At 71.4% G+C, this 13,327-nt stretch carries 13 protein-coding genes and 1 riboswitch; of the genes, 7 read left to right on the top strand and 6 right to left on the bottom strand.

All coding sequences use genetic code 11. The features are described from left to right. Positions 1 to 107 precede the first annotated feature (107 nt). Entirely contained in the window at positions 108 to 887 is a 780-nt protein-coding gene (locus ACZ6QQ_RS22265; protein ID WP_465878684.1) for an endonuclease/exonuclease/phosphatase family protein, read from the bottom strand. A gap of 195 nt (positions 888 to 1,082) precedes the next feature. Between ACZ6QQ_RS22265 and ACZ6QQ_RS22260 the strand changes: the two genes are divergently transcribed. After that, on the top strand, positions 1,083 to 1,853 hold the full coding sequence (locus ACZ6QQ_RS22260) for a sulfite exporter TauE/SafE family protein (RefSeq protein WP_465878682.1): 771 nt from the start codon (positions 1,083 to 1,085) through the stop codon (positions 1,851 to 1,853). A 9-nt stretch (positions 1,854 to 1,862) separates the two neighbouring features. On the opposite strand, the gene def is transcribed toward ACZ6QQ_RS22260, so the two are convergent. Together def and ACZ6QQ_RS22250 are read right to left on the bottom strand one after the other, a co-directional pair. Then, on the bottom strand, positions 1,863 to 2,375 hold the full coding sequence (def, locus tag ACZ6QQ_RS22255) for a peptide deformylase (RefSeq protein WP_465878681.1): 513 nt from the start codon (positions 2,373 to 2,375) through the stop codon (positions 1,863 to 1,865). Positions 2,376 to 2,449: 74 nt separating this feature from the next. Continuing rightward, positions 2,450 to 2,641, bottom strand: a complete 192-nt coding sequence (locus ACZ6QQ_RS22250) for a hypothetical protein (protein WP_465878680.1) — start codon at positions 2,639 to 2,641, stop codon at positions 2,450 to 2,452. Positions 2,642 to 2,902: 261 nt separating this feature from the next. Here ACZ6QQ_RS22250 and ACZ6QQ_RS22245 point away from each other — a divergent pair, with 261 nt between their 5' ends. The 3 genes from ACZ6QQ_RS22245 (at position 2,903) to ACZ6QQ_RS22235 (ending at position 6,167) form a co-directional block, all read left to right on the top strand. Further along, positions 2,903 to 3,430, top strand: coding sequence for a flavin reductase family protein (locus tag ACZ6QQ_RS22245; protein WP_465878678.1), 528 nt, complete (start codon positions 2,903 to 2,905; stop codon positions 3,428 to 3,430). 465 nt (positions 3,431 to 3,895) lie between these two features. Beyond that, the gene (locus tag ACZ6QQ_RS22240) at positions 3,896 to 4,864 is read left to right on the top strand and encodes a cation diffusion facilitator family transporter (protein WP_465878676.1); all 969 of its coding nucleotides are present in this window, start codon (positions 3,896 to 3,898) and stop codon (positions 4,862 to 4,864) included. Between the two features lie 433 nt (positions 4,865 to 5,297). Continuing rightward, positions 5,298 to 6,167 (top strand): nitroreductase/quinone reductase family protein, encoded by an 870-nt coding sequence (locus ACZ6QQ_RS22235; RefSeq protein ID WP_465878675.1) that lies wholly within the window; start codon positions 5,298 to 5,300, stop codon positions 6,165 to 6,167. A 119-nt stretch (positions 6,168 to 6,286) separates the two neighbouring features. Here ACZ6QQ_RS22235 and ACZ6QQ_RS22230 read toward each other — a convergent pair whose 3' ends face one another. After that, positions 6,287 to 7,531, bottom strand: coding sequence for a chorismate-binding protein (locus ACZ6QQ_RS22230; protein ID WP_465878673.1), 1,245 nt, complete (start codon positions 7,529 to 7,531; stop codon positions 6,287 to 6,289). A 123-nt stretch (positions 7,532 to 7,654) separates the two neighbouring features. Between ACZ6QQ_RS22230 and ACZ6QQ_RS22225 the strand changes: the two genes are divergently transcribed. Continuing rightward, positions 7,655 to 7,855 (top strand): DUF5999 family protein, encoded by a 201-nt coding sequence (locus ACZ6QQ_RS22225; RefSeq protein WP_465878940.1) that lies wholly within the window; start codon positions 7,655 to 7,657, stop codon positions 7,853 to 7,855. A gap of 138 nt (positions 7,856 to 7,993) precedes the next feature. Here ACZ6QQ_RS22225 and gcvP read toward each other — a convergent pair whose 3' ends face one another. Further along, positions 7,994 to 10,816: an aminomethyl-transferring glycine dehydrogenase gene (gene gcvP, locus ACZ6QQ_RS22220; protein WP_465878671.1), complete on the bottom strand. Its 2,823-nt coding sequence runs from the start codon at positions 10,814 to 10,816 to the stop codon at positions 7,994 to 7,996. A gap of 78 nt (positions 10,817 to 10,894) precedes the next feature. Then, positions 10,895 to 10,991: riboswitch (glycine riboswitch) on the bottom strand. 257 nt (positions 10,992 to 11,248) lie between these two features. Here gcvP and ACZ6QQ_RS22215 point away from each other — a divergent pair. Further along, positions 11,249 to 11,665, top strand: a complete 417-nt coding sequence (locus ACZ6QQ_RS22215) for a winged helix-turn-helix transcriptional regulator (RefSeq protein ID WP_465878669.1) — start codon at positions 11,249 to 11,251, stop codon at positions 11,663 to 11,665. Between the two features lie 49 nt (positions 11,666 to 11,714). Continuing rightward, the gene (gene mgrA, locus ACZ6QQ_RS22210) at positions 11,715 to 12,716 is read left to right on the top strand and encodes an L-glyceraldehyde 3-phosphate reductase (RefSeq protein ID WP_465878668.1); all 1,002 of its coding nucleotides are present in this window, start codon (positions 11,715 to 11,717) and stop codon (positions 12,714 to 12,716) included. Positions 12,717 to 12,768: 52 nt separating this feature from the next. Here the strand turns inward: mgrA and ACZ6QQ_RS22205 are convergent, their stop codons facing one another. Next, positions 12,769 to 13,239: a group I truncated hemoglobin gene (locus ACZ6QQ_RS22205; RefSeq protein ID WP_465878666.1), complete on the bottom strand. Its 471-nt coding sequence runs from the start codon at positions 13,237 to 13,239 to the stop codon at positions 12,769 to 12,771. Positions 13,240 to 13,327 lie beyond the last annotated feature (88 nt).

Below are 13,327 nucleotides of genomic sequence, written 5' to 3'. Positions count from 1 at the left end.
TTCCGGCGGAGCTGGGGGGACGCCGCCGGGGGGCGATGTTACTGCCCGGGTACGACGGGTGGGGTGGGGCGGGTGGTTCGGTCCCGGCTGTCGGTTTCGGGCGTGGGTCAGCCGAGGTCGACGACGAGGGGGCGGTGGTCAGAGATGGTGGCGGCGGGGGTGGTGACGGCGGTGACGGCGGGGAGGTGTTGGCGGCCTCGGGGGTCGGCGAGGATGTGGTCGAGTTGGACTCGGGGTGCGTCGGAGGGGTAGGTGGGTTGGCAGCCGAGGGGTTGCCAGCGGGAGATGAGGGTGGCGAGTCGGGCGGGGAGGTTGAGGTCGCCGAGGAGGAGTCGTGGGGCGGGGAGGGTGCGCAGGGCGCGGACGACCTGGCGGAGTTGGCGGAGGTTCCAGCCGGGGACGAAGGTGAGGTGGGTGGCGGCGGCGGTGAGGGGGCCGTGGGGGGTGTCGAGTACGGCGGCGAGCAGGACTCGGGGTTCGTCGTTGAGGAGGGTGAGTCCGCCGCCGGGGCCGGGGACGTAGATGGGTGCGCGTAGGGGTGCGGGGGTGAGTCGGGTGACTTGCCAGGAGCGGGCGGGGTAGCGGCTGATGAGGCCGACGCCGTAGAGGGGTTCGCCGTGGCCGTCGTCGTCGTGGTTGAGGGGGCGGAATCTTTCGCCGGGGGTGCCGACGACGGCGGCGGCGAAGCGGTGGGTGGGTGCGTCGAGGGCGCGGGCGGCGATGGCGGTGAGGTCGAGGTTTCCGCTGCGGCTCTGGTCGCGGTCGACTTCCTGGAGGGCGAGGATGTCGGCGTCGAGGGCGGTGACGGTGTCGTGTAGTCGGGTCTGGTCGACCATTCCGTCGTGCAGGGATCGGCCGTGGAGCAGGTTGAAGGTGACCAGTCGCACCTCTGCACCTTACGGGGTGGTGTGGGAGAGTTTCTGGGTGATCTTCAAGGTGTTGCTCTGTTCGGTGTTGGTCTTTGTCCTGTTGGGGGCGTTGGGGGTGGCGTTGCGTCGGCGGCGGGGGCGTTGACCGGGGACGGGTGAGGCTGCCCACAGGGTTCGTCGGGTGCGGTGGTGGCGGCGGAATAATGCCGCGTCGTGGATCTCGGTGGGTTGGTGGGTTTGTTGGTGGCTGCGGCGGCGGCCGGGTGGGTTGACGCCGTGGTGGGTGGTGGTGGGTTGCTGTTGTTGCCGGCGTTGTTGATCGCGGCGCCGGGGTTGCCGTTGCCGGTGGCGTTGGGGACGAACAAGTTCGCGGCGATTGCGGGGACGGGTACGGCGGCGGTGACGTACGCCCGGCGTACGAAGATCGATTGGCGGTTGGCGGGTCCGGCGGCGGGGTTGGCGGTGGTGACCGCGGGGGTGGGTGCGGCGTTGGCGGGTGTGGTGCCGGCGGCGGCGTATCGGCCGGTGGTGTTGGCGGTGTTGGTGTCGGTGGCGTTGTTCGTGACGTTGCGGCCGCGGTTGGGGGTGGTGGCGGAGCCGGCGAAGCGGACTCGGGGCCGGGTGGTGGTGGCGGTCGCGGTGGCCGGTGGGGTGATCGCGTTGTACGACGGTTTGATCGGTCCGGGTACCGGCACGTTTTTGGTGTTGACGTTCACGGCGGTGGTTGGCGCGGATTTTGTGCATGGGTCGGCGATGGCGAAGGTGGTCAACGCGGGGACGAATTTGGGTGCGTTGGTGGTGTTCGCTTCGGCGGGTCATGTGTGGTGGTCGTTGGGTGCGGTGATGGCGGTGTGCAACGTGGTGGGTGCGGCGTTGGGTGCGCGGATGGCGTTGCGGCGGGGTTCGGGGTTTGTTCGGGTGGTGTTGCTGGTGGTGGTGTTGGCGTTGGTCGCGAAGCTCGGTTATGACCAGTGGGTGGGGTGAGTCCCGGGGTCAGGTGGTGGTGTGGCCGGGGGTGGCGAATCGGCCGTCGCGGATTTCGCGCAGGGCCCGGCGGCGGGTGTCGCCGCGCAGGGTGTCGACGTAGAGGCGGCCGTTGAGGTGGTCGGTTTCGTGTTGGAGGGCGCGGGCGAGGAAGCCGCTGCCGGTGATGGTGGTGGGTTCGCCGTGCTGGTCGAAGCCGTGGGCGGTGGCGTGCATTGCGCGGGGGGTCGGGAAGTAGAGCTCGGGGATGGACAGGCAGCCTTCGTCGTCGTCCTGGAGTTCGGTGGAGAGTTCGAGGGTGGGGTTGATCAGGTGGCCTCGGTGTCCGTCGGCGTCGTAGACGAAGACGCGGGCGCTGACGCCGATTTGTGGGGCGGCGACGCCGGCTCGGCCGGGGGCGCCGAGGAGCGTGTCCATCAGGTCGGTGACCAGGGCGCGTAGTTCGGCGTCGAAGGTGGTGACCGGTTCGGTGGGGGTGCGCAGTACGGCGTCGCCGATGATCCTGATGGGCCGCATCGTCATGGGATGAGGTTATCGGTCGGGTGGTCGGGGGTGGTGGGGTGGTTGGTTCGGGGTGGGGCGGCGGGGTTGATTTTCTACAGTGCCGGTGGGTTTTGTGGGTGCTTGTCGGGCAGCTCAGGCCCGGTGTTTGCTTGTCGGGGATCTGTTTTTCTCAGTATCCGGTCGGGTTGTTGACCTTCGTTGGTGCGGGTTGGAGCATCATCGGTATGCGACAGCGTCACGTTCTTCTGCTCGTCGCTTGTGTGCACGTCGACCTGGTCCGGCACGCCAGCGCCCTCTGTCCGCGCTGACTCTCGCGCGCACGGCGGGACCAGAAGTCGCGTTTCCCGGTTTCCCGGCGCGCCCGCGAACCGGGGTGTCGGGTCCTCTCCCCCCACGTCACGACGCCGACGCCGACGCCGCTGTCGGTCGTCGGCTTCGGTCTCGTACGCGCCGCGGCAGGGCCGCCGCCACCACGCGCCGCCTGATCCGTCCCGGCCCGTGGTGGCGGGACGGCCCCTCGTGCCTCACCTCCGGAGGAGGAGATCTTGACGATCACCGAGCTCGACCCGGTCGGCGCCGGCCGGTTCCGGGCGTTGCTGCGCCGGCAGGCCGCGACGGTCACCGTGGTGACCGCGCCCGGCGACCCGGACAGCGGCCTGCCGGCCGCCGGGTTCACCGCCACCTCGTTCACGTCCGTCTCGCTGGAGCCACCGCTGGTGTCTTTCTGCCTCGACCGTGGGTCGTCGTCGTGGCCGACCGTGTCCCGGGCCGGGTACGTGGCCGTGCACCTGCTCGCCGAGACGCAGCAGGACGTGGCGCGGACGTTCGCCGTCAGCGGTATCGACCGGTTCGCCGCGCACACCGGTTGGCAGCCGGGCCCGTACGGGGTTCCGCTGCTGCACGGGGTGCTGACCTGGTTGGTGTGTCGGGTCGTCGACCGGTTGACCGCCGGTGACCACAGCATCGTGCTCGCGTCTCCGGTGCGTGGCAGCCACGGTGATGACGGAGCACCGCTGCTGTATCACCGGGGTGGCTACGCGGGTCTGCGGGCGCAGCCCGGCGCGGCCGGGTGAGCGTCGGCGGGCATCCGTAACCGGTGTGACCGCCCCGGACTCGCCGCCAAGTTCCACGGCCGGACTCGATCCTGGCCCGGGGTGTCGAACGGGAGGTGCTGCCGGTCGCCCAGCGGTACGGGCTGGCGGTGATCCCGTGGAGTCCGGGCTGTCGCTGATCCATCTCCGGAGCTGACCGATCCGGCGCTGCGTCGCCGTCCCGCCGCCGGCTGACGGCGGGCCGTGGTGTCGTCGCCGGTCACCTTCCCGTGGCCGGTGGCGTCGCGGTGGTTCCCGCCGGGGGCGACAGCCCTGGCCGGGCCGGGTGCTGGTTGTTGCCCAATACTCGCGGTTACCGCGTTGTCGCATACCTGTAGTGGCGCTTATTCTGCCGACCGGCGAGCACCGTCGTGACCCGCCGGCCGGAAGGAAGCCATGAGCCACGACCACGTACACGGTCATGACCACAGTCACCGGACGGGGTGGGTGCGGCGGGTCCGTCACCTGCTGACCCCGCACTCGCACGACACCACCGACAAGGTCGACCGGGCGTTGGCGAGTTCCCGTGACGGCCTGCGCGCCCTGTGGATCTCCCTGGTGGTTCTCGGGGTCACCGCCGCCGGGCAGGCCGCGGTGGTGTTCTGGTCCGGGTCGGTGGCCCTGCTCGGCGACACCCTGCACAACGTCGCCGACGCGCTCACCGCCGTACCGCTGGGGGTGGCGTTCCTGCTCGGCCGGCGGGCGGCGAACCGCCGTTACACCTACGGTTACGGGCGGGCCGAGGACCTTGCCGGGATCGCGATCGTCGCGACCATCGCCGGGTCCGCGGCGTTCGCCGGATACCAGGCCGTGACGCGGCTGCTCGATCCGCGCGAGGTCGACCACCTGCCGTACGTGGCGGCCGCCGGCCTGATCGGGTTCGTCGGCAACGAACTCGTGGCCCGGTACCGGATCAGGGTCGGGCGGCGGATCGGTTCCGCCGCGCTGGTCGCCGACGGGCTGCACGCCCGTACCGACGGGTTCACCTCGTTGGCGGTGCTGCTCGGCGCCGGTGGTGTCGCGGTCGGCTGGTGGTGGGCGGATCCCGCGGTGGGGTTGCTGATCACCGCCGCGATCGTGGTCGTGCTCGTCGACGCCGGCCGCGCCGTGTACCGGCGGTTGATGGACGCCGTCGACCCGGCCCTGGTCGACACCGCCGAGGCGGCCCTGCTCGCCACCCCGGGTGTCACCGACGTCGGCGCGTTGCGGCTGCGGTGGATCGGTCACCACCTGCACGCCGAGTGCGCGATCACCATCGACGGGAACCTCACCGTCGCGCAGGGACACGTGATCGCGGTGGCCGCCGAGCACCGGCTGATCCATGCCGTGCCCCGGCTCAGCGCCGCCCTGGTGCACGCCGACCCGGACCACCACGGGGCCGGCGACCCGCACGCACCGCTCGCCCACCACCGGTGACCGCCGCCCCGGAAAAAAGGGGTACGGCGATCGGTTTCGTGCGGTGTTGTCGCCGACCCGCAGTGGTGCTGTCGCGTGGTTGCCGGGGCGGTGTGCGCGCGATTAGGATTCACGTCATGACTGCCGGGTCGGCCATGGGCCACAAGCGAGTCAGGTTCCCGGCTCAGGCGTGATCGTCGGGCGGCCGAGAGGCCCGCCGTTTCTCGTACATCCCGCGCTTGAGCGCGTCTTCCACCTGCGTACCTCCGCCGTTGGCGGCTGCCGTACGCGGGTGTCCCCTGCTGCCCGGCGGACGGTGACCACACCGAACGGCCGGTTGTCCGGGCATTTTTCCCACCGTGTTCGTGTTCATTTCGACCCGTCCGCCGGGCGGGTTCGTCACCATGCCCGCGAATGGTTCGCGGGATTATCGGACAGGAGTCGAAAACACCGTATGCCGAATGATTTCAACCAGCAGGTCATCGACGAGTTCCGGGCCAACGGCGGCCGGGTCGGCGGCTATTTCGAGGGGGCCCGGTTGATCCTGTTGACGACCACCGGGGCCCGGTCGGGGGCGGCGCACACGACGCCGCTGGGTTACCTGCCCGACGGTGGTGACCGGATCCTGGTGATCGGCTCGGCCGGCGGCGCCCCGGATCACCCCGACTGGTACCGCAACCTGGTCGCCGATCCCCGGGCGACGGTCGAGGACGGTGTTTTCGTCTGGGACGCCACCGCGACCGTGCTGACCGGTGCCGACCGTGACCGGGTCTTCGCCCGCGCGGTCGAGGCCGACTCGGGGTGGGCCGACTACCAGGCCCGGACCAGTCGGGTCCTGCCGGTGGTCGCGTTGGCGCGGGTGCCGGGGCCGCCCCGGTTCGCCGCCGGGGCGCAGCCCCCGTCGTGGGGTACGGCGCTGAAGCTGGTCCACGACGCGTTCCGGCGGGAGCTCGCCCTCGTCCGCGCGGAGGTCGCCGGGGCCGGCACCGGGCTCGGCGCCCAGTTGCGGGTGAACTGCCTGACCGTCTGTCAGGGGCTGGGGGTCCACCACGTCGGTGAGGACGGGGCGGTGTTTCCCGCCGTGGTCGAGCGGGATCCGGCGCTCGCCCCGACGGTGGCCCGGCTGCGCCGCGAACACGAGACGATCGCCGCCCTCGTCGAGCAGCTGCGGGTGACGGTGGCCGCCGACCGGGCCGAGCCCGCGTTGGTGCTGGCCGAGGTCGACCGGCTCGTCGCGGAGTTGGAACGGCACCTGACGTACGAGGAGGAGCAGCTGATCCCGGTCCTGGACGCCCCACCGGTCGGACCGGCCGGCCGGGGCTGAGCGCCGGGGCCGGGTGAGCGGGGCGGCGGGTGGGCGACGGATCGGGGGGCCGCCCGCCGCGACCGGGCGCGCGGTGTGTTCGGGGCGCCCGACCGGCGTGGGGCGGTTATGTGGTGCGGTCAGGGCGCGGACCGCTCGGGTCGGTTCCCGGCGGGTTGGTCTGCGGCGAGGGCGGCGCGGACCGGTGCGGCCTTCGCCGCCGCCTCGGCGACCTCGGCGTCCGGGTCGCTGTCCCAGGTGATCCCGCCACCGGCCCAGACGTGCATCCGTTCGCCGTCGGCGGCGGCGGTGCGGATGGTCAGCCCGAGGTCGATGTGGTGTGGCCCGATCCAGCCGAGCGCGCCCATGCCGGCGCCCCGGCCGACGGGTTCGAGGGCGGCGATCTGGCCGAGCGCGGACACCTTCGGGGTGCCGGTGACCGACCCGCCGGGGCAGACCGCGCGCAGCAGGTCGGCCAGGCCGAGGCCGTCGGCGGCGCGGGCGGTGACGGTCGACTCGGCCTGCCACAGGTCGCACCAGCGGCGGATGGCGTAGAGCTCGTCGACCCGGACCGATCCGGTGGCCGCGATCCGGGCCAGGTCGTTGCGTTCCAGGTCGACGATCATGATGTGTTCGGCGCGTTCCTTGGCCGAGGTGAGCAGTTCGGCGCGGCCGGTCGCGGTGGCCGGTCGGGTGCCCTTGATCGGGCGGGTGACCAGGCGCGCGCCGGTGACCTCGATCAGGGTTTCCGGGGAGGCGCAGCCGATCGCCCAGCCGTCGCCGGTGAGGACCCCGCCGTAGCGGGCGCCGGGCAGCCGCCCGAGGCGGGTCAGGGCCGGGATCGGGTCGCCGGTGTACCGGGCACTGGCGTGGCCGACGACGTTGACCTGGTAGATGTCGCCGCGGCCGATGGCGTCGCGGGCGCGGGCGACGGCGGTGGCGTGCGCCTGCGGGGTCCAACTCGGCCGCCACGGCCCGAGCCACCACGGCGGGGTGCGGTGGCCGGGTGCGGGGGCCGGTCGGGTGGCGTGGCGGTAGACGACCGCGACCACGTCGGGTACGCCGGGCGCCGGGCTGGGCGGCCCGGTCGGGGCGCCGATCATGTGCGCGCCGGCGGCGGCGGAGACGAACAGGGCGGCACCGACCGGGGCGCCCGGGAGGCGGTCGGATTCCCGACCGGCGGTCGGTGGACGCAGCGCACCCGAACCGAGTCCGTAACCGGTCAGGAAGCCGTCGATCGACTCGGCCGGGTCGCCGGGCTGGCCGACGTACCATTCAAATCGGTCGAGCTCAGTGAGGGAATCGAGGTACGCCGATGGCATTGCCGGTGTTACCCCGACCCCGTATGGGAGCGTTTCCACGACGAGTGGCCCAATCTCCATCATCCGTTGGGTGGATTCTCCCGGGTTGGTGCCAATCCCTGCTCGATATAGCACCGTTTAACTTGGTACCGTGCGTCACTGGTCATGTGAACCATGACACAGCACCCCCACAGTCCGGAGAACCCGATGTGCCAGCACCAACCCACCTGCCCGTCCGCCGAGGCCACCGACCGGGACGCCGCCCGGGTCATCGCCTGCTTTCGTGAACAGGGCTGGAGCCTGCTCTGCAACGGTGTGATCGTCTTCGAGGACACCGGCGAGCTGTTGCCCGACGGCAGGATGATCGAACCGCACCGCGGACCCGCCCGTCACGTCCTGGTCGCCTGAGCGAGCCCCGACCGGCCGGCCGATCAAGGCTGTCCCCGCCGATCAACGACCACCCCGCCCCGGTCACCCGACCCGGAGCGGGACGCCACGTCCTTGATCGGCGCGGACTTCCTTGATCAACCCGGCACCGTTACCCGTTCAGTCCTCGAACGCGTCCGGCGGCGGGCAGGCGCAGACCAGGTTCCGGTCACCGTACGCACCGTCGATGCGCCGCACCGGCGGCCAGTACTTCGCCGCCCGATCCACCCCCGCCGGGTACGCCGCCACCGACCGCGGGTACGGGTGCTCCCACTCGTCACCGCTGACCATCACCGCCGTGTGCGGGGCGTTCGACAACGGATTGTCACCTGCCGGCCACCGCCCCGACCCGACCAGGTCGATCTCCTCCCGGATCGCGATCATCGCCGCGCAGAACCGGTCGAGCTCGGCCAGGTCCTCACTCTCGGTCGGCTCCACCATGAGCGTCCCGGCGACCGGGAACGACATCGTCGGCGCGTGGAACCCGTAGTCGATCAACCGCTTCGCGACGTCGTCGACACTCACCCCGGTCGCCTTCGTCAACGGCCGCAGGTCGAGGATGCACTCGTGCGCCACCAGGCCCTTGTTGCCGGCGTACAGCACCGGGTAGTGCCCCCGCAGCCGCGCCGCGACGTAGTTCGCCGCGAGCACCGCCGTCCCCGTCGCCCGGGTCAGCCCGTCGGCGCCCATCATCCGCAGGTACGCCCACGGAATCGGCAGGATCCCCGCCGACCCGTGCCGGGCCGCCGAGATCACCGGCGCACCGGCGACCGAAGCGTCGAGGGGGTCACCGGGCAGGAACGGCGCCAGATGCGCCCGTACGGCCACCGGACCGACACCCGGGCCACCACCACCGTGCGGAATGCAGAACGTCTTGTGCAGGTTCAGGTGCGACACGTCGGCACCGAACCGGCCCGGCCGGGCGAACCCGACCAGGGCGTTGAGGTTCGCCCCGTCGACGTACACCTGACCACCGGCGTCGTGGACCTTCGCGCACAGCGACGCGATCCCGGTCTCGTACACCCCGTGCGTCGACGGGTACGTCACCATGATCGCCGCGAGCGCGTCCCGGTGCGCGTCGATCTTCCGGTCGAGGTCGACCAGGTCCACGTCACCGTTGTCGTCACAGGCGACCACGACGACCCGCATACCGGCCATCACCGCGCTGGCGGCGTTCGTGCCGTGCGCCGACGACGGGATCAGGCACACGTCCCGGTGCGACTGGCCGCGTTCCCGGTGGTAACCCCGGATGGCCAGCAGGCCGGCGAGTTCCCCCTGCGAACCGGCGTTCGGCTGCACACTCACCGCGTCGTAACCGGTGATCTCGGCCAGCCACCCCTCCAGCGACGACACCAGCTCCCGGTAACCGGCGGTCTGCTCCGCCGGGGCGAACGGGTGCACGTTCGCGAACTCCGGCCAGCTGACCGGCTCCATCTCGGTGGTCGCGTTCAGCTTCATCGTGCACGAACCGAGCGGGATCATGCCCCGGTCCAGGGCGTAGTCCGAATCCGACAACCGGCGCAGGTAACGCAGCATCGCCGTCTCCGACCGGTACCGGTGGAACACCGGGTGGGTCAGGTAGTCGCTGGTGCGCAGCAACTGCGCCGGCAGCGCCTCGGTGACCTCACCGGTGAACTCCGCCACCCCGAACGCCGCCCACACCGCGCCCAGGTGCGCCGGCAGCGTCGTCTCGTCGCATGCCACCCCGACCCGGTCGGCGTCGACCAGCCGCAGGTTCACCCCCGCCGCCGCGGCGGCGGCCACCACCCGCGCGGCTCGCCCCGGCACCACCGCGGTCACCGTGTCGAAGAACGCCGGCCCCTCGGTCGCCACCCCACCGGCGCGCAACCCGGCCGCGAGCCGGGCCGCGTACCGGTGCGTACGCGACGCGATCTCCCGCAACCCGTCCGGACCGTGGTAGACGGCGTACATGCTGGCCATCACCGCGAGCAGCACCTGCGCCGTACAGATGTTGCTGGTCGCCTTCTCCCGCCGGATGTGCTGCTCACGGGTCTGCAACGCCAACCGGTAGGCGGGGTTGCCGTCGGCGTCGCGGGACACCCCGACCAGCCGGCCGGGCAGCATCCGCTCCAGACCGGCGCGGACCGCCAGGTAACCGGCGTGCGGCCCACCGAAGCCCATCGGTACGCCGAACCGCTGCGTCGTCCCGGCGGCGATGTCGGCACCGATCTGTCCCGGTGGCCGCAGCAGGGTCAGGGCGAGCAGGTCCGCGGCGACCGCGACCAGCGCCCCGACACCGTGCGCCGCCGCCACCAGCGACGCGTGGTCACGGACCAGCCCGGACGCACCCGGGTACTGCAGGTGCAGACCGAAGAACTCCGCCGGCAACTCCTCGGTGTCCAGGTCCACCACGCGTACGTCGATGCCGAGCGGCTCCGCCCGGGTCACGATGACCGAGATCGTCTGCGGCAGGGTGTCGGCGTCGACGACGTACACCGGGCTCTTGCTCTTCGACGCGCGGCGCGCGAGGGTCATCGCCTCCGCCGCCGCGGTCGCCTCGTCGAGCATGGAGGCGTTCGCGGTCGCCAACCCGGTCAGGTCGGTCACCATCGTCTGGAAGTTCAGCAGCGCCTCCAACCGGCCCTGGCTGATCTCCGGCTGGTACGGGGTGTAGGCGGTGTACCAGGCCGGGCTCTCCAGCACGTTGCGGCGGATCACCGCCGGGGTGTGGGTGCCGTGGTAACCGAGCCCGATCATCGACACCGCGACGGTGTTCCGGGCCGCTATCGCCCGCAGCTCGGCGATCACCTCGGCCTCGGTCGCCGGGGCCGGCAGGTCGAGCGTGCCGTGCCAACGGATCACCTCGGGAATCGCGGCGTCCATCAGCTCGTCGATCGAGTCGTAGCCGACGGTGTCCAACATCCGGCGCTCACCATCGGCGTCCGGGCCGATGTGGCGTACGGCGAACTGCTCTGCGGTCATGGCGGCTCCCGGGGCGAGGTCGACGATGCGGCCTCCCCCTCTGTCGCACCCACGCGTGGCGGGGGTGCTCCACAGTCGCCTGCCCACGAGGTCCTTTTGCCTGAGAGGTTCCGGGGAGGATTTGCCCCTTCGGCGCCGCCCTGACAAGCCGGGCGGTCTCTCCCACGTGGGTGTTACCGGCGAGGTCAACGCTACCAGCGGGTCTGTTTCGGGCGGGTATCGGGCAACACCCGAGGCACCAACGACCCCAGGAACCACACCAGCAGAACCGGCGAAACCACCCAGCCGGGCGGCGACCGGACACCCTCCGGCGGCCCGGCACCGGCCAGCGGGCGGCGGTCGTACCGCTCGGGATACTGTTCGTCACAGTGGCCATGCCCCGTCACCCCGCACCACGGGTGACCATCGGCGCCGCGCAACGGAGGACGTCGCATGACACCCGGACCCCACGACGGGTCGGCACCGGTCACCCCGACCCCGGACTGCACCGTCCGCCATGTCCTGGACCGGGTAGGCGGCAAATGGAGCATCGGGATCATCGTCGCCGCCACCGGCGGCCCGGTCCGGTTCACCGAACTCGAACGCGGCATCGAGGGCATCAGCCGCCGCATGCTCACCCTCACCCTGCGCAACCTCGAACGCGACGGGCTGCTCATCCGCACCGTCCACGCCACCGTCCCACCCAGGGTCGAATACACCGCCACCGCCATGGCCCGCGAACTGCACGACACCCTGCTCGCCCTGACCCGGTGGGCCGAACGCCACCGGGCCACCATCGCCGCCGCCCGGGTCGACTACGACCGGACCCACCCCCGCGCCGGCACCCCCGACGACCCGACCGGCTGCTGACCCACCGGCCCCACCCCACCGGGCCCGGTGAGATCAATAGGGTGGACCGGTGACCGTCACCTACACCGCAGCCTCCGACCGCTACGACTCGACAACCTACAACCGCGCCGGCCGCAGCGGCCTGCGCCTGCCCCCGATCTCCCTGGGCCTGTGGCACAACTTCGGCCACGAACGCCCCTGGCAGCGTCAACGCGACATCGTCCGACGTGCCTTCGACCTCGGCGTCATCCACTTCGACCTGGCCAACAACTACGGCCCGCCGCCCGGCTCCGCCGAGGAGAACTTCGGCCGCCTCCTCGCCACCGACCTCGCCCCCTACCGCGACGAACTCGTCATCTCCACCAAGGCCGGATACGACATGTGGCCCGGCCCGTACGGCGAATGGGGCTCCCGCAAGTACCTCGTCGCCTCCCTGGACCAGTCACTGCGCCGCCTCGGCCTGGACTACGTCGACATCTTCTACAGCCACCGGCCCGACCCGGACACCCCGCTGGAGGAGACGATGGGCGCCCTCGACGCCGTCGTCCGCGCAGGCAAGGCCCAGTACGTCGGCATCTCCAACTACAACTCCGAGCAGACCGCGAAAGCCGCCGCGATCCTGCGTGACCTCGGCACCCCACTGGTGCTGCACCAACCGTCGTACTCGATGGTGAACCGGTGGATCGAACGGGACAACCTGCTCGACACCCTGGAACAGGTCGGCGCCGGATGCATCGCCTTCAGCCCGCTCGCCCAGGGCCTGCTGACCGACCGCTACCTGCACGGCGTACCCGCCGACTCCCGCGTCGCGACCAGCGTCTTCCTCAACGAGAGCCACCTCAGCGACACCACCATGACCAAGGTCCGGGCCCTCAACGAGATCGCCGCCCGGCGCGGACAGACCCTCGCCCAACTCGCCCTCGTCTGGGCGCTGCGCGACCCACGGATGACCAGCCTCATCATCGGCGCCAGCAGCGTCACCCAACTGGAGGACAACATCGCCGCCCTCGGCAACACCGACCTCAGCGCCGAGGAACTCGCCGAGATCGAGCAGTACGCCACCGAGGAGTAGCCGACCCCACCGGTGCCGTACCCGCCGCCCGACGGGTACGGCACCGGCCCGATCACCCCGCCGGTCGATCCGGCGCCGTCACCACCTGCGACTCCACCTGCCCCAACGTGTCCCGGATGTGGTCCACCACGTCCGCCGGCACGTCCAGCCACATCAACGTCGCCAGCAGGTGTCCACCCACCCGGGCGTAGTGCGCCGAAGGGATCCCCAACCCCCGGTGCGCCCGCTGAAGGCTCCGACCCGTGTACGTGTCCGGCCCACCGAGCAACACGGTCAGCATCGCCGCCAGATGACGTCGCTGGTCGGCCATCTCGACCGACTCGAAATACCCGGCGAGGTCCGGCTCGGCCAACACCCGCTCGTAGAAGATCCGCACCGCGGCCTGGACCGCCACCGCCCCACCGATCCGCTCGTACGCCGAAGCGACGTCACCGCCCCCGACGGGCACGACCGGCTCCGGAACCGGCTTCCCGGCGGAACCGTCCCCAGTGGACAACGAGGCGCTGGCTTCCGTTTCCGTCACGGCTGTCCTCCCGGCGGCAGACTGATCGGCCAGTCGGACGATAGCGCACACCCACACCCAGTGTCACGCACCGATCACTGATCGACAC

The organism is Micromonospora sp. NPDC049529 (assembly GCF_055586685.1).
The sequence above is the reverse complement of the archived record's forward strand: the minus strand, read 5'-3'. Positions and strand labels throughout refer to the sequence as shown.

Excerpts from the sequence above, each read along its gene's own strand:
- ACZ6QQ_RS22215 (WP_465878669.1), top strand. The coding sequence starts at position 11,249 with ATGACACCCGGACCCCACGACGGGTCGGCACCGGTCACCCCGACCCCG.
- gcvP (WP_465878671.1), bottom strand. The coding sequence starts at position 10,816 with ATGACCGCAGAGCAGTTCGCCGTACGCCACATCGGCCCGGACGCCGAT.
- ACZ6QQ_RS22235 (WP_465878675.1), top strand. The coding sequence starts at position 5,298 with ATGCCGAATGATTTCAACCAGCAGGTCATCGACGAGTTCCGGGCCAAC.
- ACZ6QQ_RS22230 (WP_465878673.1), bottom strand. The coding sequence starts at position 7,531 with ATGATGGAGATTGGGCCACTCGTCGTGGAAACGCTCCCATACGGGGTC.
- ACZ6QQ_RS22225 (WP_465878940.1), top strand. The coding sequence starts at position 7,655 with ATGTGCCAGCACCAACCCACCTGCCCGTCCGCCGAGGCCACCGACCGG.
- def (WP_465878681.1), bottom strand. The coding sequence starts at position 2,375 with ATGACGATGCGGCCCATCAGGATCATCGGCGACGCCGTACTGCGCACC.